This is a genomic window from Candidatus Uabimicrobium amorphum, assembly GCF_009002475.1.
In the GTDB taxonomy this organism is placed as follows: domain Bacteria; phylum Planctomycetota; class Uabimicrobiia; order Uabimicrobiales; family Uabimicrobiaceae; genus Uabimicrobium; species Uabimicrobium amorphum.
The window spans coordinates 2,889,779-2,913,286 of sequence record NZ_AP019860.1; the positions used below are offsets into that span (position 1 = coordinate 2,889,779).

Below are 23,508 nucleotides of genomic sequence, written 5' to 3' on the forward strand. Positions count from 1 at the left end.
TAACAAACTCTTAACCGATAATGAAAGGGAAACATTTTGCTACGACATGTTGTGTACTTGAGTTTATGTTTAGTTTTCTACTGCGGCTGCGAAGAAGCCAAGGTAGAATCTAAAATCAATGAATTTCCCACTACCCCAGTAAAAGTTATTACCCTTAACTCAAAAAATCCCTCTTTCGACCTACGGCTAACAGGTACAGTTGACACATGGAAGCAAGAGGAAATTAGCTTTGAGGTCGGTGGAAAAATCGACTATGTGATCGACAGTGGTGCCGATGTCGAAGGTCCCTTAAAAAATATCCAAGGTAAGATCGTAAAGCAAGGAACTATTCTCGCCAAAATCGACCAAAAAATATACCGATTACGTGTCGAAAGCGCCAAGGCCGACATTAAAGCTTTGCAAGCGGAGTACAAAACCACAGAAACAGAAATTAACCATGTCATTCCGGCACAAATTGCCGAAGCAAAGTCTTCTTTGCAATTAGCGGAACGCAATTACAAAAGACTTTCACGGCTTATGGTGACAGACTCCACCAGTCAGTCAGAACTCGACCAAGCGCGCTCTTCTCTTGACAGCGCCAAAGCGAAAATGCAGCAGATACAAGCACAGAAAAAAGTAAAAGAAGTTTCTTTACTCAACGTCCGCGCACAAATGAAAAAATTAAATGAGTCACTAAAAAGTGCAAAACTAGATGTGGAAAATTGCGTTGTTCGCGCGCCATTTGATGGTCGTGTATCGCAAGTTCATGTGATTCGTGGTGGATATGTACAACCGGGAAAAGCGGTATTAACACTCGTTCTTATGGACCCCATACAAATTTCCGTTGCCGTTTCCCCCAAAACAGATCGTCAACTAAATGTGGGAGACTTTGCCACGATTTACCACCCCAACTGGAAACAACCAGCCACGGGATGGATTTACGCCAAAGACACGGTGGCGGATCGCAATACACGAACATTTAATTTGCAAATATTAGTGCGCAATTTCAAAATCGATCGCCGCATGGAAAAATACCCGGAACGCAAAAAGCTACCGCGTATTACCGATTTAATGCCCATTGTTTCGCGCCATTATTATCAAAACAACAAGAAATATGTCAACGTTGACTGCTTGAATAAAGATGCAAAAGGCCATTATGTATGGCGCACAAACCACTATATCGGTACAAAGTTCGACGGAGTGACTACGGTCACCAAAATGTATGTGACAGTAAGTGATGACATGCTCGATTTCTTAGGCCTTTTTACTTTCCGCAGCATCGTAGTGAACGGAAACCAAGTATTACAGAAGGCAATAAAAGACCGCGCGTTTCTCGCATTGAATGTTCCCAAAGGAGTCAAAAGTGGTGACAAAGTAGTCCTCGTTCGTGAAAATTGGTTATTTCGTCCTGGTGAACTCGTCGAAATAGATCTAAATTTAAACTCATCTCCTTTTGGAGTATACGTTCCGATGAAGGCTATTTTACAGGAAGATGCCAAACACTACGTATTTAAAGTCGAGACAAAAAAAGACGGAACATTTGTTCGCAAAGTTCAGGTGCGCTTATTCCAGTCTTTTGCCGATACGCGTCGTGTAGAGAGTGATGAACTGAGTGAGGGAGATCAAGTTGTGGTTCAAGGTGCACATTATTTACTACCTGGTGAAAAAGTGAAAGTAGGTGAGTAAAAAATGAGTCTAACAAAATTCGCATTAGAAAAAAGAACCATCGTCATTGCTTTTGTTGTTGTTTTCTTAATGTGGGGTCTATATGTTTTCCAAAACATCTCGCGGCGCGAAGATCCTACATTCACAATACGCACCTCCCTCATCTCGACCTCTTGGCCTGGAGCAACCGCAGAAGATGTGGAAAATCTCATTACCGACGTCATCGAAGAAGAAATTCAATCGGTCGACGAAATCGAAGAGATTGAAAGCACTTCGTACGTAGGATTATCTATCGTCAAAATCGATCTATACGAAGTAGGTCTACCTGTTCGCGAAATTAACGATGTGTGGGACAAAGTACAAAAAAAACTCAATGACATCGAAGAACGTCTACCACCTGGGGCCAACACCCCATATCTCAATCGTGACTTTGGCGACACATCTGCAATGTTACTGGGTATATATGAAAATCCATCTACGACACAAAAGAGAGTATACTCTCCTAGAGATCTAGAAAAAATCAGTGACCGATTAAAAGATCGCCTGCGTCAATTACCATCCATTGGTAAAGTAAATAAGCATGGCGTAGAAGAAGAAGCCATCTACATTGAAACAGATATGGGCCGCTGGAGCCAACTCAAACTTACCCTCGGAGAGCTACGCGACGTATTACAAAATCACAATATCGTCTCCTCAGGAGGAAACATAGACACGAACTACAGTCGTTTTAGCATTAAACCGTCTGGGGAGATTAGTGATGTCAAAGAGTTTGAACAAGTCATCATAGGCAACGACGAAACGGGGAACTCGGTTTTACTCAAAGATTTAAATCTCAAAGTTTCCCGGCGTTACCTGGAGCCATATCAAGTAAAGGTTCGCTATGTCGATCCACATCGCTCCGCACCGTGTATTGTACTGTCTCTTATTATGAAAGATGGAAAAAACATTGTCGAGTTGGGAGAAGAAGTAAAGCGAACCATCGAAGAGGTAAAAAGCACTTCCTTGCCCAAAAATATCGAAGTCGCTATTTTATCGGATGTCCCGACACAAGTAAAACAGTCCATCGACAGTTTCGTAGTTAGCCTAATGCAGTCTATTGTACTGGTCATCGCTGTAGCACTCATACTAATAGGGTTACGTGTGGCCATCGTCATGGCCACCGCCATTCCTGTCGTCATGATAAGTTCCATAGGGCTGATGTATCTTTTTGATGTCGACCTGAACACCATGTCCATTGCTGCTCTCATTATCGCCCTGGGTATGTTAGTCGACAATGCGATCGAAGTATGCGACAATGTGCACCATTTTATTCGCGAAGGCTATGATAAACGCACCGCTGTCATCAGTGGCGTCAACCAAATCGCCTTTCCGATCTTTATCGCCACCATGACCACAGTATGCGCGTTTGCCCCCATGTTAACGCTTCCTGGAGGATCGGGAGAATATGTGCGCTCTATCCCTATTGTCGTATGTATATCACTTCTATTTAGCTATTTTCTAGCGGTTACCTTTACCTCAATTATGGCGTATTGCTTTATGAAAGAAGGAAAAAGCACTTCCCCCATCGGTTATGTATGGAACTGTGTGACCTTTGTTTTACAAAAAGTAAAAAAACGCAACAGTCAACCACGCCCGCTATTTGAGATACTTTGTAGTGCCGCAATTCGTTATAAAGCCCTCACTCTATTGGCAGCCTTAGCTTTTATGATTTTCAGCTTTGGACTTTTGGCCACAGGAAAAATTCCCAATCAGTTCTTTCCCAATGCCCAACGTAACCAATTTACCATTGTCGTAGAACTTCCCAATGGAAGTCCCATCGCGGAAACCAATCAAACGATGAAAAACTTAGAAAAAATCGTTCAAGTACAGTCCAAAGGACGTTTACACAACATGGTTTCGTTTGTCGGGAAAGGTGGGCCGCGTTTTTTCCTGAGTATTAGTCCCGAACATCCCAAAGCAAACAGTGCAACACTCATTATCAACACCACTTCACCATACGTCGTAGATTCCTATATCCAAGATATTGAAAGCGCTGTTTATAGAGGCATCCCCCAATCAAAAATTCGTCCTGTTACCGGAGCGCGGACAAAAATAGTCAAGCTCCTCAAAGGTCCACCTGTTCCTTATCCTGTGGAAATAAGAGTTCGTGGGGAAAATGTGAGTGGTTTACGCGCTTATGCCAAGCAAATTGAGCACATCTTACGCCAAACTCCCGGAACAAAACTCGTTCATAATTCCTGGGAAAATATGTCCTACCAACTAGGGGTCGAAGTAGATGAAGACAAAGCAAACCTTGCCGGTGTCAACAACGCTTCGATTGCACAAACATTGAACGCGTTTTTTAGTGGCTATTATCTAACGACATACCGCGAACGTGACCATAAAGTTTCTGTATATTTACGACTCCCAGCCTCACAAAGAGCGAACTTAGCTCTTCTAGATCAAATTTACGTTGAAGGGCGTTTTGGCAAGGTCCCGCTTGATGAGCTAGCGGTCGTACAACCGCGATGGCAATTAGCTAAAATCGTTCGAAGAAACCAAACACGCGAAATTGGTGTACGTTGTCAAGTGACGACCGATACCCTACCAGACCGTATTGTACGCCACATTATGCCGCAAATAAAAAAAATGCAACAGGAACTGCCCAAAGAATACAAAATTGAAATTGCAGGTGAGCACAAAGAAAGCCAAGAAAGTGGTGGAAACATGTCGCGTGCATTTACCATCTCGCTGGTACTTATTATTTTGTGTTTGGTGGTACAATACAATTCTTTTACCAAAACGTGGATTGTACTAGCGACAATACCTCTCGCTTTTTCAGGTAGTTTTTTTGGTCTGTATTTAACCGCGAATCCGCTTGGTTTCATGACAATGCTGGGTTTATTATCTCTGGCGGGAATTGTCATTAATGTCGCCATTGTTCTCATCGAATTTATCGAGCACCGCATTCATGAGTCCTGGGCGAATAAAGAGAATCTGGCAACAGAAAACAATAATTATCTCGGCCTAACCAAGGAGGCATTTCGTCACTGTGTAGTTATGGGAACCAAACAACGCATAGTTCCCATTATGCTAACCACATTGACAACCGTCGGTGGATTGATTCCTCTCATCGCCAGTGGTGACCCGCTATTTGCCCCAATGGCAGTTACCATAAGTAGCGGACTAATTTTTTCCACGGTACTGGCTTTATTTATCGTTCCGGCAATATATTGTTTCTTTGTCGAAAATTTAAAAGTACGTACCGTAACAAAAAGTGACGATTCGTCTCACTAGGTTGTAAAATTGATTTGTAAGTATAGATAGTTGCTAGTATGCGGTGCCCCCACAGGGAGCAAGCCCATTGACTTAAGAGATAAGTGTAAAATCTTAAAAGGTTTACAACACTTGTCATCCCGTACCCAAAAACCGGAGGTTTTTGGAAAGATACGGGATCCAGCAATATAAAGTCGACTTATATTCGTGGATCCCTGATCAAGTCAGGGATGACACAAGTAAGTAAGTCTTTTATTATAAGTGTTTACGCTTAAGTCAATGGGCTTGCCCGGCGGGAGGGCATCGCATGCTAGCAACAATCAACGAGAACAAGTCACAAGTATTTTCATTTCATGGCAATCTGACTCATTTGGCAAAGGTGGTTTGGTATGGATATTCCATTGTGGATGTGTATTTTATACTTCGCAGTGTCAGGCATCATCATTACTTGGGCGGGCATACATTTGGCAGGCCTTGCAGATCATATTGCGGATCGTACTGGTCTTGGTGAAGCCGTAACCGGGGCAATTCTTTTAGGCGCTAGTACCTCGCTTCCGGGAATCACCACCTCTATTGTTGCCGCTTCGAGTGGATATCCCAACATGGCGATGAGCAATGCTCTTGGTGGCATTGCCGCCCAAACTTCGTTCTTAGCCATCGCTGATTTTTGCAATCGCGAAGCAAATCTAGAGCACCAAGCCGCATCTATTCCCAACATTTTAAATGGGCAACTTCTCATCATCCTTCTCGGCGGAATTTTGCTCGCCAATAGTTTTCCGGAAATTACTATTTTTGGCGTACATGTTTTCACCCCTATTTTGTTCATCACTTATGTATTTGGAATGAACAAAGTAAAAAAAAGCCATGAAAAACCACAGTGGTTACCTCTAAAAACGTTACTTACCCGTGTCGATATTCCCGACACCAGTTTGCGACATCAACAAAGTTTACCAAGAATGTTCGCAATGTTTTTTGTTTTCTCATGTATCATGGCCTTGGCTGGTTGGGCTCTAGCACAATCCGGCATAAATCTCGTCAAGCGAACTGGAATTGATGAGACAATCATCGGTGGGTTTATCACCGCAGTCATTACTTCGATTCCCGAACTGGTAACCGCCATCGCCGCAGTACGTCGCGGAGCACTGACGCTTGCCGTAGGTGATATTATAGGTGGCAATGCTTTTGATGTGATGTTTGCCGTAGCTTCCGACATCGCCTACCGACCGGGATCTATTTACCACACCATAAGTAACGAAGTGATTTTTCTCACCGCACTCTCCATTATTATGTCCGGTATTCTCGTCGCGGGATTGGTCATTCGCGAAAGAAAAGGAATTGCCAACATTGGTTTTGAAAGTTTTTCCGTACTACTCTTGTATATAATGGGCTTTTTTGTTATTACCATGTTTTAGAACACCTTTTTAGGACTTTATCATGACGGTAAAAACCAATCCACAGCAAAACATCAAGTTTGGACAAATTGCATTAAGTCATAACATGGTAGACTCAAAAACACTCACTTATTGCATGCAGTTACTGAAAACCTCCACGGGCAAAAACCTTTCAGACATTATGCTTGAACATGGTTTTTTAAACCACCAACAGGTTTCGCATATAAAATCAAAAGTCGCACAGAGCGCCCTTCCTTCCCAAATTGGACGTTATAAAATTCTCAACGAAATTGGGCGTGGTGGAATGGGAATTATCTATAAGGTACAAGATACCTTAGGTGGGCGTATTGTTGCCATGAAAGTACTCATTCGCAGCAGCCAGGAAAACAATATGCGTTTTTTACGCGAAGCAAAAGCAACGGCACGCCTCCGTCATCCCAACATTGTCACGCTATACGACATCGGGCAAGACCAGGACAAATATTTTTTTACCATGGACTTTATCGAAGGGGTTCCCCTCGACGAATTTATCAAAAGCGATGCGACGATCTCTGTTCGTAAAATTGCGGTACTGATGACCAAGATATGTGCCGCAATCCACTTTGCCCACCAGCATGGAATTATTCACCGCGATATCAAACCTGCAAATATCATGATGGATGCCAATGAAAATCCCAAGGTTATGGATTTTGGTCTAGCAAAATTGCAGGACGCCAGCCAAAAATTGTCCGTGAGCGGTACCATGATCGGAACGATCTACTACATGCCGCCCGAACAAGTCGAGGGGCGTATTGCTTCTATTGATGAACGCAGCGATGTCTACTCACTAGGTGCGCTATTATATACACTACTTACCAACAGACCTCCTTTTTCTGGCCATACCATTACCCAAGTTTCCAAACAAATTTTAGAAAAAGATCCCGTTCCACCAAGCAACATCAAACAGATTGTTCCCAAAAGTCTCGATGCGATATGCCTCAAAGCGTTGGCCAAAAAGCAAGATATGCGTTACCAAAGTACCGAAGATATGTGCAACGATTTAGAAAAGTTTCTTCGCGGCGAAAAAATCAGTAAGGACAAAGGGCAACAACAACGCAAAATTAAAAAATGGTTGGCAAAGAACCTAATACTTTTGGGTATTTTTGCCATTACTCTTGCTGTGGTTGTTACTTTGTTTTCCAGTTCTTACAATAATCTGTACAAACAATACCAAAAACTTTCTTCGCAGCGTTTATCCACACCCGACGCTCTATTTATTAAGGCATTCCATTACTTCTTGGACACCCAACGCGAGCATGGCCAAGCGTTGATAGACTCTATATGTACACCCGATGCACCACCGCGTTACCATTTATTGAAAGTTCTCTATGACCGTGAACATCAAGCGCAAGATCCTTTAAAAAAACAAGTAAACAAATATTTTTCGCTCACAGACGACAACAATAAGTATGTCTGCTATATTAAAGGACGCCTTTATTCATATAAATTAATTTCGCATGAAAACAGAGTCGCCCAAGCCCTCGCATGGTACAAAAAAGGTGCGGAACAAAATTTTGCACCATGTATAGAATCCATGGGAACGATTTACTTTTATGAGCCAAGTTTTAAAGACGACAAACGCGCCTTTGCCCTTTTTCAAAAAGCATCCCCAGAGTATCACTGGGCCACGTATTTTTTGGCAAATATGTACCTGCAAGGAATCGCGGTAAAGAAAGATCCACAAAAAGCTTTGCAACTACATCGCAACGCAGCACAAAGAGGCAATCTTAGTTCCATGTGCCTTATGGGAGATCATCATGTACAGGCAGGTAACATAAAGCAAGCCATTGAGTGGTATCAAAAAGCCATCGAGCACAACGACCATACCCTGGCTTATTTTAACTTAGGAAAAATATATTTAGAGAGAGAAGACTACCACGACACCGTACAGGGAACTTTTCTCATTTTGCGCGCGTGCACAGGAAATATTCCTGGTGCCCGTCTATATCTTGCCAAATGGTATATGAGCAAAAAGAGTTACCATCTATCGCGCAAGTTACTTTATCGTTCACAACAAGCAGAAGCGTTCTACTTGCTCGGAGAAATTTTTCGCAATGGCTGGGGAATAAAAAGTGACAAGAAAAAAGCGCGTCAGCTGTATCGAAAGGCAGCAAAACTCAACTTTGCTAAAGCGCAACAACGACTAGATAAAATCAAAGATTAGAAGGAAGAAAGATATGAAAAATGGATGGCGATATCCCACTTTTGTGACAGGAGCAGCAGCATTTGTCGTATTTCTGGTAAATATAGTTCCGATGTTGGTGTGGGATAGTGTACACGACACCTCTATCTTTATTACACTGCTCGTTATTTCGAGTTTTTTGATCATGATATTTGCGGGTAGCTTAGGACGTCGCGTTCTGTTTTGGGGATTATTCAATGTAGTATCTATTGGCTTAGCAACGGTTCTGCTATTTTTTATTACCCGTCAAAAAATACACTACATTCCCCCTAAAGATATCAACAAACGCGAATCTATATTTCGCGTTTACGATGAACTCCCCAAAGTCAAAATTTCCAAAGAACTCACCAAATGCGAAGCACTGAAAGAAGACGCCGCAGCAAAAATCGAAAATTTTTTGCAAGAAATGACCGACAGTAAAAATGAAGAACAACGAACAGCAATTATCAAAATGGGAGCGAGTGCGGTTCCTATTCTTAGCAAACATATCCAAGAAAATCACAAAAGCACGCAAATTTTTGCCATTTTAGAGGCAATGAAATCGCAGGCATACCCTATCATCCCTACGTTAATTCATTTTATCGAACAAGGCGAACATATGCAGGAAGCCATTTCTATTTTGGGAACCATTGGTAACAAATCTGCGGTAACTATCCCCATTTTGCAATGTATTGTCAAGAATACCGCAATGAAAAGAAATGTTCGTGCCAAAGCGGTAGAAGCTTTGGGAGACCTTGGAGAACTCCCCAAAGATCTCTACGAATTACTGATTCGTTGCTGTGAAGAAGCTCCCCGACAAATCGCCGCCAATGCAGTACGTACTCTAGGAAAACTGGCTTCTTACACAAAAGATCTGGAAGACTTCTTACTCGAATACCTGGAAAAAGATGATATGACACATGCCGCAGTCGAGGCTCTTCAACATATAGGTTCACGAAATGTTTTGCAAAACGCAACATTTCAAGATTTGCTGGTTAGTCAGCAAGATACGATACAAAAGAGAAGCGAAGAAACCTTCATCGCGATCATTCAAAGGCATGGTATAGACACAACTGTGTTAGAAAATCAAAAACTAAACGAAAAGGTGAAATTGAAGATCATCACACTTTTTTTACAACAAGATCCCCACTCGGAATACTTGTTTTGTTCTCTGGAACAAAACTATAGTACGACAAAGGATAAAATGATGAAAAAAAATATCCAACAAGTACTTGATTTAGTCGAAGAAACATCAACCGTTGCCATTCCGTTCCTCGTAAAACTTTTTCGCGACACCAACGAAGATTTTCGCAACATCGCCAAAGAGAAACTTTGTCAAATGGGAAAAAGAGCCACTCCCGCGGTTCCCGCTCTGAGAAAAATGGTTTACGACAAAAATGCGCAGATACAAGTCATGGCGGCGAAAACTTTGATGGAGATTTTACCACAACAAGACTTACACAAATTTTTATCAACTGCTTTACGCAATAAAACAAGTAAAGTGCGCGTCACCGCAGCGCAAAAACTGGCCGAGATGTCTCCCGATATTGATTTTGCCATCGCTGATCTCGAAAAAGCAGTAAACGACGAAACAGCAGACGTCAAAACCGCCGCACAGAAAGCATTGGACAACTATCACGCATAACCAAAATACACCTTTAGCAAAGTGCGTTGTAGGGGCGGACCTTGCTAAAGGTGTATTTTAGTTTTGCGTTAGGCTATATCAATACCACACCTAACGATAGGCTGCTTTCTTTTGTAGCTCTTCATCTTTGGGGTATAGCTGAAGTCCTTGCTTCCATGTTTTTTGCGCGGCGGCTTTTTTCCCTTGTAGCTCGTACAGATTTCCCAGATACAAATACACCTTGGCATAACGCGCGTCACTGTTGTTGTTCTTCGCTTGTAAATCTAACAATAACTTTTGCGCTTGCTTTTGTAATCCGCTGTCTTCAGAGTAGATGTATATCACCGCTTTACTCAAGCGCGTATCCCAGTGAGTGGGATCTAGTTTTAGCGCTTTGTTAAAGGCTTTGTCGGCTTCCATCCACAGCGCATACTGTTCACTTTCATCTGTAGAGTAAAACATCATAATCGCCAAAAGCGCCCCGTAGTTGCTGTAAATGTTTGCGCTATTTGATTTAGACGCACGCTGTGACATCAACGTAATAATTTTTTCGGCTTGTGGGGAAGTCAATGCCATTTCAAATACTTTTTCCCCTTTTGCGCTCCAACTACTCACGGTAGTCAATTTATCGATAATTTCCTCTGTTGTCATCGTGCTTTTTTGAGCGTTGGGATCAGCGGAGCGCAACCACGATGCGTATGCGGCGCGCTGTATTTTTGCTTTGTCTTTATCTGCGGCAATAATGGTAAAATACATTTCGCACATTTCATCATTGGATTGCCAACCCCATTTGATATTTTTTGGTGGAGAGTGTGGATTCGCCGCATTGTCCGCAGAGTTGTCGTAACGAAACCACGTATCGATACGGCTACCAGCAGGTATCTTTACTGGTTCGCGAAATACGTAATTACTTTGCCAACGAATATCCCAATCATCTACGTAAAGAAGTGATTGCTTTTTACCATCGGGAAAAGTGACCACTGCTTTGGCTTCTTTTCCAATGTAATGCATGTGTGGAGATATATCGAGAAGTTGCATATCCGCCGGGACTTCCATGGAGACATGTCGCCAATAATCACTTTTGTTTGCCGGTATATCCACATTTTGCGTACCCATCATAATGCCATCGACAAATTTATCCACTGGTTTTTTGGCAAAGTACACCGCCAAAGAACTCTTGTCCGTTGTTGCTTTACCAGTGAGATGATAGTGAATTTCCAACACAATGTCCTGTCCTTTTGGCAAATAAATACCATAACCTGGTGGAAGCGTATACGGCGCTCCTCCTGGAGCCCAGCCACCTAATGGATATGCCTCATTATTTGCCTCCATAAATCCCCCGGTACCAAAAACAGAAAAACCTGGTTTAGGATCATTGTCGTCGGCTTTTCGCGCTTTACCTGAATAATCAGCGTAGTAAATGACATGGTGCACCACCTGTGGATCACCAGGACGAAAGTCAAGACCAGTGATGATTTGATCTTCTTGAAAAACGTTGGGAATCACAAAGTAGCGGTATATATCTTCGCCCTCTGCTGGAACAGAAAATTCTTGGGGCATAGTAATCACTTTGTCCGGTTTACCTAATCGCCACTTTTGCGCAGTTGTTTTCACCTCAGGCATGGCATCTTGCGGCGCACCTTTTTTACGGCCACTTTTGGCCCATTTTTTCAACATGGCAATTTGTCGATCTCCCAGAATATGTTCGTCACGAAAATTTCCATGCCCCGCCTTCGCGCGCCACGGAGGCATAATGCGATTTCTAGTCACATAAGAAACCATTCTTGCGCGTCGTTTGGTATCTTTATATGTTGTTAAAGAGAAGGGAGCAATACCTTGAGGTTGGTGGCATTCAATACAGTTGGCGCGTAAAATAGGTTCGATATTTCTGGTGTATGTCACCTCTTCGAGTTCTCCCTCCCACGCTTCAAAGATACAACCAATGGCCTGGGTATTTTTCACAGAACTCATTCCCGTTTTGGCAACAGAACGAATGGCCTCACTGAGGTCATGTGAGGTTACCTTAGGACTGCGTTTGCCCACTGCGGAAAAACGATTGTCTATTCGCCCACGGTAAGCAACAATGTCTTGCTTATTTACAACAAATGCTTCCGGAACTGTCTTTGGCTGCAACTTTTCCGCTAAGTCCCCCACAGAATCAAATAAGATAGGAAAACGTAGTTTGTACTTTTCGCGAAACCGCGAACTCTCCGTTAGAGAAGTATATGGATCGGAGATGATTCCGTAAAAGGAGAGTCCTTTACTGCGGCTATCATCAAAAATACTATTTAATTGTGGAGCATAGCGGTTGGATATCGGACAGCCTGTGTCCAAAAATACAAAAGCAACAGGTCCGAGTCCTTTTTCAAAACCTAGTTTATAAACGTTTCCCGAGGTATCTACGGCACGTGTACCAATAATATTTGCTTCATCACTATAAGTACTCACCACCAACAATACACAGATAAAAAAACATGTCATCCTATGGTACATAGTTATTCCTCTCGTAAAAGGCTAAGGGGTCTGTAAACCACTCAAAAAAGTCTGCAAAACTAAACCACTGGCTTTCTTACGTGCCACATCTCCTTCCTCAATCGCTGACCACGCGGCCCAAATTAAGGCATCAAATACATATAACGCCCATGTCGCGTCCATCGAAATTAAGTCATCTTTACGCAACACTTCCATAAATTTATACAACTCTTCGATTTGTTCTTCGTGGGCTTTTTCAATTTCGCGATCTTTGTAATGCATAGATTCATAAATCAAAAAATGAAAACGGTCTCCCAAAGGAATGATATTGTCTAAAGTTTTACGTAACGCTTCCTCACTCGAAAGCCCATCGTCGTAAATGGGTTGTATTGCGATATTGGTTTCCTTAATGGATTCCAAAGTCAATTCGCGAATAAGATCTTCTCTGCTGGGAAAATAGCGATATAGAGTCATACGTCCCACACCAGCGTGAGTTGCGATCTTATCCATGGTTGCCCCTGGATTCTTTGTAAGAATAGACGCTGCCGCATCTAACAACTGTTTTCTCTTTAATTCTTTTGCCATGTTTGTATCCTAAAAACGATCACTCAATCACCAAATGATACAAAAATGTATCACAAAATACGCAAGATTACCAGGGGAAAATAAAAAGTTTTGTTTTGGCGTGTATAGGTTCGTTTTCATATTGATGCCCTCACCATCGAATTAGCAGTTATCAGCTACGCTGAAAACCTGCTATTCTCATGCCTCTCCCACAGGGAGAGGCGTAATGCTTCTCTTTTGTAAAAAACAAAATTCACTTGAGTTGCGGGACAAAAGTAGTGATGCAATGCACTGCTTAATTTATGTTGTGTTTATGATATGCATCAAAGAAAACAATAAAAGCAAATTAAGACGTGTTACGCCTCTCCCTGTGGGAGAGGCATGAGAATTAAGGTTTTTAGCGTAGCTAAAACCTTAAATTCGATGGTGAGGGCACCAATCCGGAGAAAAAATCCCTAATCCTAAATCTCCCACAATTGCGATGGTGAGGGCACCAATCCGGAGAAAAAATCCCTAATCCTAAATCTCCCACAATTGCGATGGTGAGGGCACCAATCCGGAGAAAAAATCCCTAATCCAAATCTCCCACAATTGCGATGGTGAGGGCACCAATCCGGAGAAAAAATCCCTAATCCAAATCTCCCACAATTGCGATGGTGAGGGCACCAATCCGGAGAAAGAATCCCTAACCCTAATTCGCACACAAAAGAATCTCAACACCTAACCCTATCCATAAATATAATCTATAACAAAGATAGGAACTGTTAATTTTATTTATACAAAAGAATGCCTTATACTAAAAGCATAAGCAGTTGACAAAAAATAACCGCACAAGTCAGAGTTAAAATTTTCATGGGGAGACAAAAAATGCAAAATACAGAATCTAGTTTCGAGTTAATCACAGTCCAAAGTAGTCCGGTTGTCAATTTTTATTCACCAAGTACAGATTCTGTAAAAGAAATGGCCATAAGAATATTAGCCGAGGTCATGAAGTTTCGTCGTACCCCAAAATCACATCAACCATGTGGCGATGAAAAATGTTCACATTGTTCATCGTACCATTTGCCAAAAATTATCGAAGCCGTGGAAAAAAATGAGCCGGTTACTTTCGTTTTACCAGCTTTCCCCGGAAAATCTCCTAATCCCAGAAAAGTATTAGGGGCATTACCAGACCACGCCGAACGACTTTCATTGGCTTTCCTAGGAAATCTTTGCGAGAGAATTAAAGAATATTATTTACCTGGAATCAAAATTATTATATGTTCAGATGGAAGAGTATTTAGCGACGTCGTCGGAATGAAGGAAAGCGATGTCACCGCATACCAAATAGAATTGGATAACATGATTGAAGAGATGTCTCTTAACGACATATCCACCTTCAACCTTGATGACTACTACGGAGGTATTGACTTTGTGGAGATGCGTGACCATCTAATGGACATTTATGGAAAATCTGTCGACTCTCTCAAGGAAAAAGTCAAAAAAGGTGCAAAACCAGGTGCCACACCTGAAGAACTCGAAGCCAATCGTATGTACTGCGGAATCACACGCTTTTTATTTGAAGATGCTGTGCATCCAGGACAAACAAAAAGTCGCGCCGCTGTGCAAAGAGAAGCTCGTGCGAAGTCTTACGAAGTTATTCGTAGAAGCAACGCCTGGACCGAACTCATTGCCGAATACTTTCCACAAGCCGTTCGTCTATCCATTCATCCACAAGTTTGTGGATCAAAAAAGCTAGGCATTCGCCTTATTGCTAATGAAAGCTGGATGACCCCCTGGCATGGCGTTGCAGTGGAAACCGACGAAGGATTTGTGTTAATGAAGCGTTTTCAAGCAGAAGATTTAGGTGCAAAGTTAGTTTACTCTTCTAACGGACGTCCAAGTCATTTTACTCTAGTAAAAGACTAAAGCTTATGCGATAGAAGGAATATAAAATGGATTACAAGGTTACACGGCTGAAACCATTTGGTGTACTTGTCGAGCCGGATGGTAAAAATAATGTACAAGATTTGAACATCGAGAGTTTACGCGAACTATTTCGCCAAGAGCACCTCGTTCTACTAAGAGGTTTTGAGACTTTCCAAGATATGGAAGATTTCCCGAACTATTGCGAACGCTGGGGAGAAGTGAGTGTGTGGCCTTTTGGAAAAGTACTTGAACTCATTCAGCAAGACGATCCCAAGGATCATATTTTTGATCATAGTTATGTTCCTCTACACTGGGACGGTATGTATCGACCACAAGTCCCCGAATATCAAATTTTCCATTGCGCCAAAGCTCCCTTAGCAGGACAAGGTGGTAGAACCACGTTTACCAACACCGTGCTGGCACTCAAAAACGCATCCGAAGAACAAAAAGAATTGTGGAGCAAAATAACGGTACATTACAAAAGAAAAATGGAATTTTACGATAGTAAGACCGTTTCACCGATTATCGCCAAACACCCTTACCGAGATTTTTCGGTCATTCGTTATAACGAGCCTCATTTTGAAGAAAACGGCGAACTCATTAACCCCGTGGATATTGAAGTGCAAGGTGTTGGCAGCGAAGAAGCACTTAAATTTCATCGCGATTTAAAACAAACTCTATGTGATCCACAAAATTTCTATGCCCATGAGTGGCAAACCGGAGATGTTGTGATCACCGATAATTTTACGCTTTTACATGGTAGAGAAGAATTTGTTTCAAAATCTCCACGTCACATTCGACGTGTTCAGGTTTTGAGTGACCCTCCTTATGACAACCCTGGTTTAGAGTCTTACAAATGACAACACACACAGATATACTTATCGTCGGAGCAGGCCCCGTAGGACTAATGTGCGCTTACCTAGGACAACGTTGTGGTATGAGCACCGTCATTTTTGATAAATCCGAAGAACCATTACAGGTAGGAAGAGCCGATGCTCTGAACGCACGCACCCTACAACTCATGGAACTCGTCGATTTATTCGACGAACTTTATCCCTTGGGAAAGCAGTGCAATACTAGCTCAGTATGGGCAGATGGAAAATTTGCCTCGCGTCAATCCTCATGGTGGGAAGAATTACAAGGGTGCTTGCATAAACATTTCCTGATGATCGGACAATCCTTCGTAGAGCAGCTTTTGGACAAAAAGCTAACAGAAATGCAAGCCGCGGTAAAGCGCACCACAACCATTGAAAAAATCGAACTCAACGACGAAGGCTGCCTGACAACGCTCTCGAATGGCGAAACCATCCAATCGCGCTATGTGATCGGTGCCGATGGTTCCAAATCATTTATCCGCCATCATTTCAAAATTCCCTTTCATATAATACGTCCACAAATTATATGGGCGGTTATAGATGGGGTTCTTGACACCGATTTCCCCAAAGTTCCCGAGATCATCGTTTTCCAAGCGGAAACTTCCGATGTGGCGTGGATTCCACGCGAAGGCGACATCGATCGATTTTACATACGCATGGACACCAAAGACTTCACCATGGAAGAAGCGATCGAAAAAATCAATAACGCCATGCAACCACACACCCTGAGTTTCAAAGAGGTTGTATGGTTTTCTCAATTTTCCGTCAAAGAGTCTGTCGCCGAAAATTTCTTTGTGCACGACAGAGTTTTTCTTGCGGGAGACGCATGTCACGTCCACTCCGTGAATGGTGGACAAGGGCTCAACACGGGCCTTGCCGACGCTTTTAATCTCATGTGGAAATTGAATATGGTTATAAAACACAATGCGCCCAAGAGTCTTTTGCAGAGCTACGAAAACGAGCGCAAACCCGTCGCACAAAGTGTCATTGAAACCTCGGGTAAACTCGTACGTTCCACCAAATACTCTGACAATGGTACACACGCCCAAGACTATGTAAAACTCGTGCAAAAACACGCGGGCAATATAACGGGTATGGGAATTCGTTACGGTAAAGACGGGCTAGAAGGTACGAGAATACCAGATTTCGAAATGTACGATGGTGCGAAGAAGACACGACTTTATACGCTTTTAGACTATACGAAATTTAATCTAGTTGTTTTCGGTGATGGCAAATTAGATTTCGATGTGCCGCACTTTGTGAACATTGTGCAAATTCACCCACAAGAAAGTCAAAGTTTTTGGGCAACCGATGCACCATATACAAACCAAGCATTTTTGGTGCGCCCGGATTCTTACATAGAATCCACTGCGTCACTTGACCAATGCGCAATACTATTTGAAGGCTTGCTAGCTACGGTGTAAAGACAGTAATGGATACATTTCTTGACAGCCGCTTTGGGCTAATGACAATAAGGGCTACCTGTTCTTTTCTTCCGGTATTTATCATCACGTGGATATTTTTTTCCGTTAGTACCGCACTGTCTATTGGTGGGTGGTTTGCTATTCTCGGAGCGATATCCGGACTACTACAAAATGATCTACTTAGTGGCTTAGCTGCTTGCGTGGGTACAGGGCTTGTCATGTTTCTCAATTACTCCCCGTCGGAAGATGCGCAACTCACTGGATTGGGTGTCACGGTGATTGTTTTTGTTTCTTGTGTTTGTGGATATTTTGGTTATTGGTTGAGTAGGGATGATTTATAATCAACGATTCGCTGTTGTTTTATTAAAATTAAACTGATTCAACTTGCTGTTGCAATTGTACAGTTTGGTCGTGTAATGTGTTGATGTGTTATCACTTACGGTCAAAATTACAAAACCATTTTGTTATATAGTTAAGTAGGGATGATTTATAATCAACGATTCGCTGTGGGGGAACGGGCGGACACTAGGTCCGCCCCTACAAATTATTGTGTTATCGTTTGATGTTTACAAGTACTAATACTCGCCCAACGACATATCATCTTCATATAAGTCGTCTTCAGAAACGCCTGTGCCTGAAATTTCATCCCAGCTTTGTTTGCTCAAAACATTAAATTTTAGCTGTGGTGCCTTTCTACGGTGAATCGCGGAAGCCACCTCTAACATCAATGTGTTCATGTGCAAATGTAAGCGCTCTAAAATTTCTTCAGATGTTGCGGGAAGTGAATTTGGGGTTACTGTCACTAACATTCTCGAACTATCTGGTGCCGGAATAACCGATTCGACATATAAATCGCGCAAAATGTCGTCATCGCACTCTCCGGCCAAAGCGTAATTGAGCGCTTTGGCTACCTGTCCGCATAATCGCAAATCTTTGTACGCTTTTCCTGAACTACGGCGTCTATTGTGTTTACTGCGTCCCATTTGTTCCTCCGATTTTGTCTTCATCTAGGTATTTTCTTTTTTTGCGTCATCATTCGCCACTACCTACTCAAATGATAGTAGCGCAACATAATCTCGCCTGCTTGCTGCGGGCTTCTTCCAAAAGTAATAATGCCATCTTCATGCCCTCCCATAGAAAATATCTGTTTTTGTGCTACATCGGAATGGTAAAAAAGTCGTTTTACTTCTTGTGCCATTTCCACGGTACCGTATTCAACATCAGGATGTGTCACCGGAATTTCTAACCTTTTGGCATTGTGCCAAATTTCAGGACTGTGGGTGTGAAAAACGTAGCGGATATTGTCATCCGCATCGTAAATAGCACCATGTGTCAGTGATTCAGACGAAGGTTTCACCGGACCTTCGGCAACAATCATATTTTGTGCGATATTGTATTCGAGTACTGTTGTGTAATCTTCTGTTGTTAGAAGACTCTTTAACCCCGTTTGCGTTCCAGTGATGAAAAAACGTCTTTTTCCACACGGCTGAAAAAATGGTGGACAACGTTTACTTACGTTGCCAAACCCCGCACCATCGTACCGTGTAGGATCTTGGCCTATTAAATTGTACTCATACAGTGTATTTCGCCAACTGTTTAAACACGCGATATTTTTTTCATGAACTGCGGGATAAGGAAAAAAACGCAATTCAAATTTAATCACACCTTCTTGCATGCTAATCTACCTTAAAATAATCGCGTACCCCTTGTTGCAAGAGTTGCATATCTCCAGGAATCGTAAAAAAGTAATAACCTTGTTGTGTTTTTTGTATCGCCGTTTTCAAATTCGCGGCATAGCTTCCAAGTGGAATGTTGTATTTGCGCGCAACGATTTCCACTTTGCGGATCGCGGCTTTTAGCTGCGGTGAGTCAATGGGTACTCCCATGGATACCGATAAATCAAAAGGTCCCATGTGCCACAAGTCTACTCCGGGAACTTGGGCAATTTGCTCTAGATTTTCAATCGCTTCGGGTGTCTCAATCATTAAGATCGTCAACATGACTCCATTGGCTTCGGCAAAATATTCGCGAAAATTTCCCAAGTAGCGATTCCCACGCTCGACACCGACGGGTCTCTTACCCACAGGCGGATACTTCGTCGCATCTACGGCTCTTTTGGCGTCGCTTGCATTTTTGATACTAGGAATCACAATGCCCTTGGCACCACTACCAATGTATTTTTTGATATGCGCAACGTTATTTGTGGCGATGCGTACGATGGGGACCGCATTTTCGTTCTCCGCAGCGCGCACCAAGTCTTGCACTTCTTTTGCGCTCATCTCGGTGTGTTCGGCTTCGATCCAGAAAAAATCGAGCAGATTGCCATGCGCCATATTTTCAATAACCTTCGCGTCGGCAATGGTCACAAATCCCCCAAATACGGGTTTTTTCAGTAGACTAATTTTTTCTTTTACCTTGTTGCTCATGGTGGTAGATTTTCGCTCTTTGACCACACAACGTAAAATACGTGGGTATTCCTCTCCGGTTTCGGTGATGACAAAATTTTGCTCGGCTTGAAATTTCATCTCTTCGTTATCTTTTGTTTTTCCCTGCCACTCCAACTTCACTTTCACCACATAGTTTCCATCGCGGTCTATCTCGACTTTTACGCTTTCAATATTATGTGTGGCTTTCTTAATTTGTTGCGATACCAGAGAGTGCCACCTTTGGAAATCAAAAATCGAATACAGTTGCACGTCTGGCAATTGCATGTACAAACTCGTTTGCGACAACAGAGGTAAAAACTTTTTAATATCCGCATTGTTGTCTAGTAGAGAAAACCAATAATAGATAAAACTAATGATTTCGTTTTTACTACGTAATTTTGGGCGAATCGGCATGCGGAAAATGCGATAGGGATTTACCACATTATTACCTAAATGTATCTGTGCTGTTGTGAAGTACAAATATCCATTTCTCACCGCAAAGCTATCTGGCCAACAAATGCTCTCATGCTGCGCTAAGTATTGCACTTTTAAGCCGGGATTCAAACGCAAAATGGCGTTATTTTCTAAACTAGAAATGTATAAATTTCCGTGCGGATCGAATGCCAAACCATCGGCGGCCCCTGTTTTTCCCAAAATTTGCACATTCTTATACAACATCTCGCGTGAAATGTCCTCTTCACGCAAAACGCGTGTACGAATGCGGTATAGACTCTTTCCACTAAGTGCTTGGTAATACAAATATTCGCGATTGGGACTCAGAGCGATGCCATCAGAATGTATTTGCGGTGCCTTACCGTCAATAAGCCACTTTTTTCCTTCAATGGTCAACACAACATCTTCGGCGTTTGTCGAAGGGTGATTATCGAGTAAACGTCGCGTAGCATTTGTTTTCAAATTGAGAACAATGATTGCTCCGTCGCCGGAATCTGTCATGTACGCGTATTGTCGCAAAGTATCCACACGTACGTCATTTAAGTAGCTATTTGGTTTTACCACCTTCTCATCAAAGGTATAGATTTTGATTACCTTATTACTGCTCAAATCCACCTTTAACAATTTAGGACCGTTTTTGATCACACCAGCAAATTGTGGATTTGCCGGATCGAGTATCCATAAAAAGTTTTGATCGTCCACGTAAACACTTTGCACGCAAACAAAACGATCACGTGGTGACATTCCTCGGTTCCACCCATTCCAATTTTTATCGGGAAATGGTACAACGCGTCCATCTGACTGCAATTCCCCGACAGAAACAGGTGTCTTTTCTCCCCAACGTGGGTAATTGACAAAGATACGCCCGCCTTGCGAAACAGCGATGCCCGTCCATTGCCTTTTTGAATTCGCAATTTCTTTTAAAACTTTTTCCTGGGCGATGCACGAAACAAATAGTAATATCAATACGAATTTTTTCATAAAAAATACCTTAATTTTTGCGAGCGACAAATATCATTTTTTGACTGCTGTGTTCAAAAGGTCTTTCGTCATACCAACCGAAAATATTTTCTACTGTAAAACCAGCTTGTTCTAACAATAACTCCATCTCATAGCGATGCACGTAACGCAAAACTTCGGTGTAAGGATAACGCTTTACCTCGCCATCGCGGCAAATCTCGATAATATTGTTGGCAATAAGAATTTGCTGTGCACCATCATAGCGTCCGCAACACCAATGATTTAGTGTTCCACCTTTGACATAATTATCTATACTCATCAACAATGATAATTGTCCCTGAAAATGTGGTTCTTTTAACTTAAAAAGCGGATGAAATACATCAATAATCACTTTTGTTCCAGGGGTGAGTTGCCCGGATAGATTTAGTAAACACATCTTTTGGTGGGTGATGGAGGGAAGTAATAAAAAGGAATTCGCAGCTATAATTACTCCTGACACCTCGCATGGTAACTGAAATCTCGCCATATCATCCTGCAGCCAGGTGATTTTTTCTTGTACTTGTGGTGCACATTTTTGGTGTGCTTTTCTCAACATTTTTTCGCTAATATCTACGGCAATTAGTTCGTAGTTTTTCAAAGCCAGGGCAATGGTCACACGGCCAGTGCCTGCGGCAAGCTCTAGCAGCGGAGCTTTTCCAGGAGTAAACATCTTTTCATATAGAGGTATATCGTGGACAAAATTGGAGCAGATATCGTAAAAGTCGACTTCGTTGTGACTGGGAGTCCCCAAAACGAACCTTTCTGTTAAAATGTAATTTTACTATAACACGAAAATGACTAGGCGAGAGAAAAGTTCGTTGAAGTTCTCTTCTAAGTGCTCACTACCTTATGTAGTAAGTTAGGCCTATCGCCACGAAGAGTGAACTCACTAAACCAACTACGGCCATTAAATTAGAGGCATTGAGTTTTCTACGTGTACTGCGCTCTAAATTTTCGCAAACTTGCGGAAGAATTTTATAGTTTTGATATAAAATCATCGGAGAAATTACAAAAGAAAGTCCATAAATCAAAGAGGCAAAACCCAGTTTATAATTCTTTTCGGCAACAGATTTGATCGACTCGTAATCTTTGAGCAAATCTTCATCTTTTACTTGTTTATCCTGACTTTCTTTTAGAAGTTCTGTATATCTCTTGTACACAGAGCATTCTTTACCTTCATATACGAGCTGTAAACAAATAGGACATTCTTTTTCTCTTACCTCTTGTTTCTCTAGCTCAATCGCTCCCAACGATGGATCTGTTTCCGGCAAAGGTAAGGCCGTCAACTTCGTGGGTTGGGGAACTCCCAGTGTTAGGGTAGCCAAACATCTTGGGCATTTAATTTTTTTCCCGTAGAAATTATCGGGAACATTTTTTTTGTAGGAACAAAATGGACAGTCAAAAGGAATGGACATCACTATCACCTTTATATGAGTGTTCTTCTAATCATTCATAAATAATTGATCTTGTTCTCCCGTTAGTTTTCGTTTCACCGTTGACCAACTGTGGCGAATATAATCGGGAAGAGGTTGTTGCTCTTCGCATAAACGATCAATAAAATGCTGGGTTTTGGCATCGGAAGGATATCCAGAACCAAAGTCCCCAAACTTTTTACGCAAATCTTCAATGGCGTTATCTCGTGTCACTTTTGCAAGAATACTTGCCGCAGCCACAACAGGGTAATTATCATCTGCGTGGTTTTCGGCAACGATACATATTTGACGTTCATCGAGCAAGTTTTCGAGTTGTTCTTTGAACTTATGTCCACCTCTTCCGGGAGCATCTATGTACACAACGTCGGGTTGTCTTTTTTTAATAAGTTCAACAGCCACTTCTGCCTCTAAAACATTCAGGCGTTTTTTTGCACAGTATTCGTCAATTTTAGATGGCGGAACAACTGTGATTTCAGTGCCTAGTGCTATATCGCGAATTTCATCGACCAACGCTTCGCGTTTTTTTTGCGATAATTTCTTAGAGTCCTTTACACCACATTTTAAAAGCCTGTCCCAACTTTTTTGTGTAACCATTACCGCTGCGAGCACCATAGGACCTATTACACATCCGCGACCTGCTTCATCTATACCTAAAATTTTCATACGAAAAAAAATACTCCCATATTGGCTCTAAGAAACTTAGGGCAATGATAAGGTATGTCATTATCTAGACAATTTCTAGATGTCTTCGCGTCAAGTATATAAAAAAAAAACCTTAGGTTCAATAGGTTACTAAAATACTATGCTTAGGCGATCATCCTATATGACAAATTCCGTTTC

17 protein-coding genes are annotated in these 23,508 nt (G+C 42.1%); 9 read left to right on the forward strand and 8 right to left on the reverse strand.

All coding sequences use genetic code 11. The features are described 5' to 3' along the window. Nucleotides 1-36: 36 nt before the first annotated feature. The 5 genes from UABAM_RS10250 (at nt 37) to UABAM_RS10270 (ending at nt 10,135) form a co-directional block, all read left to right on the forward strand. The gene (locus UABAM_RS10250) at nt 37-1,665 is read left to right on the forward strand and encodes an efflux RND transporter periplasmic adaptor subunit (RefSeq protein ID WP_151967908.1); all 1,629 of its coding nucleotides are present in this window, start codon (nt 37-39) and stop codon (nt 1,663-1,665) included. A gap of 3 nt (nt 1,666-1,668) precedes the next feature. Then, nucleotides 1,669-4,920 carry an efflux RND transporter permease subunit gene (locus UABAM_RS10255; protein ID WP_151967909.1) on the forward strand — a complete coding sequence of 1,084 codons (3,252 nt, stop codon included), beginning with the start codon at nt 1,669-1,671 and terminating at the stop codon, nt 4,918-4,920. A gap of 368 nt (nt 4,921-5,288) precedes the next feature. Then, nucleotides 5,289-6,311 (forward strand): sodium:calcium antiporter, encoded by a 1,023-nt coding sequence (locus tag UABAM_RS10260; protein ID WP_151967910.1) that lies wholly within the window; start codon nt 5,289-5,291, stop codon nt 6,309-6,311. Nucleotides 6,312-6,333: 22 nt separating this feature from the next. Continuing rightward, the gene (locus tag UABAM_RS10265; protein ID WP_151967911.1) at nt 6,334-8,493 is read left to right on the forward strand and encodes a serine/threonine-protein kinase; all 2,160 of its coding nucleotides are present in this window, start codon (nt 6,334-6,336) and stop codon (nt 8,491-8,493) included. Nucleotides 8,494-8,506: 13 nt separating this feature from the next. Further along, a complete protein-coding gene (locus UABAM_RS10270) occupies nt 8,507-10,135 on the forward strand; it encodes a hypothetical protein (RefSeq protein WP_151967912.1) in 1,629 nt (542 codons plus the stop codon). A gap of 90 nt (nt 10,136-10,225) precedes the next feature. Here the strand turns inward: UABAM_RS10270 and UABAM_RS10275 are convergent, their stop codons facing one another. Together UABAM_RS10275 and UABAM_RS10280 are read right to left on the reverse strand one after the other, a co-directional pair. Beyond that, on the reverse strand, nt 10,226-12,607 hold the full coding sequence (locus tag UABAM_RS10275) for a redoxin domain-containing protein (protein ID WP_151967913.1): 2,382 nt from the start codon (nt 12,605-12,607) through the stop codon (nt 10,226-10,228). A gap of 21 nt (nt 12,608-12,628) precedes the next feature. Continuing rightward, nucleotides 12,629-13,171 carry a TetR/AcrR family transcriptional regulator gene (locus UABAM_RS10280; protein WP_151967914.1) on the reverse strand — a complete coding sequence of 181 codons (543 nt, stop codon included), beginning with the start codon at nt 13,169-13,171 and terminating at the stop codon, nt 12,629-12,631. Nucleotides 13,172-14,017: 846 nt separating this feature from the next. Here UABAM_RS10280 and UABAM_RS10285 point away from each other — a divergent pair. Genes UABAM_RS10285 through UABAM_RS10300 form a run of 4 tightly spaced genes read left to right on the forward strand, consistent with a single transcriptional unit; the run spans nt 14,018 to nt 17,698 of the window. After that, complete coding sequence (locus UABAM_RS10285; RefSeq protein WP_151967915.1) at nt 14,018-15,058, forward strand: L-tyrosine/L-tryptophan isonitrile synthase family protein; 1,041 nt, start codon at nt 14,018-14,020, stop codon at nt 15,056-15,058. 26 nt (nt 15,059-15,084) lie between these two features. Beyond that, nucleotides 15,085-15,918: a TauD/TfdA dioxygenase family protein gene (locus UABAM_RS10290; protein ID WP_151967916.1), complete on the forward strand. Its 834-nt coding sequence runs from the start codon at nt 15,085-15,087 to the stop codon at nt 15,916-15,918. Continuing rightward, nucleotides 15,915-17,357, forward strand: a complete 1,443-nt coding sequence (locus tag UABAM_RS10295) for an FAD-binding protein (protein WP_151967917.1) — start codon at nt 15,915-15,917, stop codon at nt 17,355-17,357. The genes UABAM_RS10290 and UABAM_RS10295 overlap by 4 nt, the downstream gene beginning before the upstream one ends. A gap of 8 nt (nt 17,358-17,365) precedes the next feature. Beyond that, complete coding sequence (locus UABAM_RS10300) at nt 17,366-17,698, forward strand: hypothetical protein (RefSeq protein WP_151967918.1); 333 nt, start codon at nt 17,366-17,368, stop codon at nt 17,696-17,698. Between the two features lie 234 nt (nt 17,699-17,932). Here the strand turns inward: UABAM_RS10300 and UABAM_RS10305 are convergent, their stop codons facing one another. The 6 genes from UABAM_RS10305 to rnhB all read right to left on the reverse strand — a co-directional run bounded on the left by UABAM_RS10305 (nt 17,933) and on the right by rnhB (nt 23,331). After that, nucleotides 17,933-18,364, reverse strand: a complete 432-nt coding sequence (locus UABAM_RS10305; protein ID WP_151967919.1) for a hypothetical protein — start codon at nt 18,362-18,364, stop codon at nt 17,933-17,935. A 35-nt stretch (nt 18,365-18,399) separates the two neighbouring features. Further along, nucleotides 18,400-19,032: a class II aldolase/adducin family protein gene (locus UABAM_RS10310; protein ID WP_151967920.1), complete on the reverse strand. Its 633-nt coding sequence runs from the start codon at nt 19,030-19,032 to the stop codon at nt 18,400-18,402. A gap of 1 nt (nt 19,033) precedes the next feature. Continuing rightward, on the reverse strand, nt 19,034-21,217 hold the full coding sequence (locus tag UABAM_RS10315) for an L-dopachrome tautomerase-related protein (RefSeq protein ID WP_151967921.1): 2,184 nt from the start codon (nt 21,215-21,217) through the stop codon (nt 19,034-19,036). 10 nt (nt 21,218-21,227) lie between these two features. Next, the gene (locus tag UABAM_RS10320) at nt 21,228-21,986 is read right to left on the reverse strand and encodes a class I SAM-dependent DNA methyltransferase (RefSeq protein ID WP_151967922.1); all 759 of its coding nucleotides are present in this window, start codon (nt 21,984-21,986) and stop codon (nt 21,228-21,230) included. 91 nt (nt 21,987-22,077) lie between these two features. Next, nucleotides 22,078-22,650, reverse strand: coding sequence for a hypothetical protein (locus UABAM_RS10325; RefSeq protein WP_151967923.1), 573 nt, complete (start codon nt 22,648-22,650; stop codon nt 22,078-22,080). A gap of 27 nt (nt 22,651-22,677) precedes the next feature. After that, on the reverse strand, nt 22,678-23,331 hold the full coding sequence (rnhB, locus tag UABAM_RS10330) for a ribonuclease HII (protein ID WP_151967924.1): 654 nt from the start codon (nt 23,329-23,331) through the stop codon (nt 22,678-22,680). Nucleotides 23,332-23,508 lie beyond the last annotated feature (177 nt).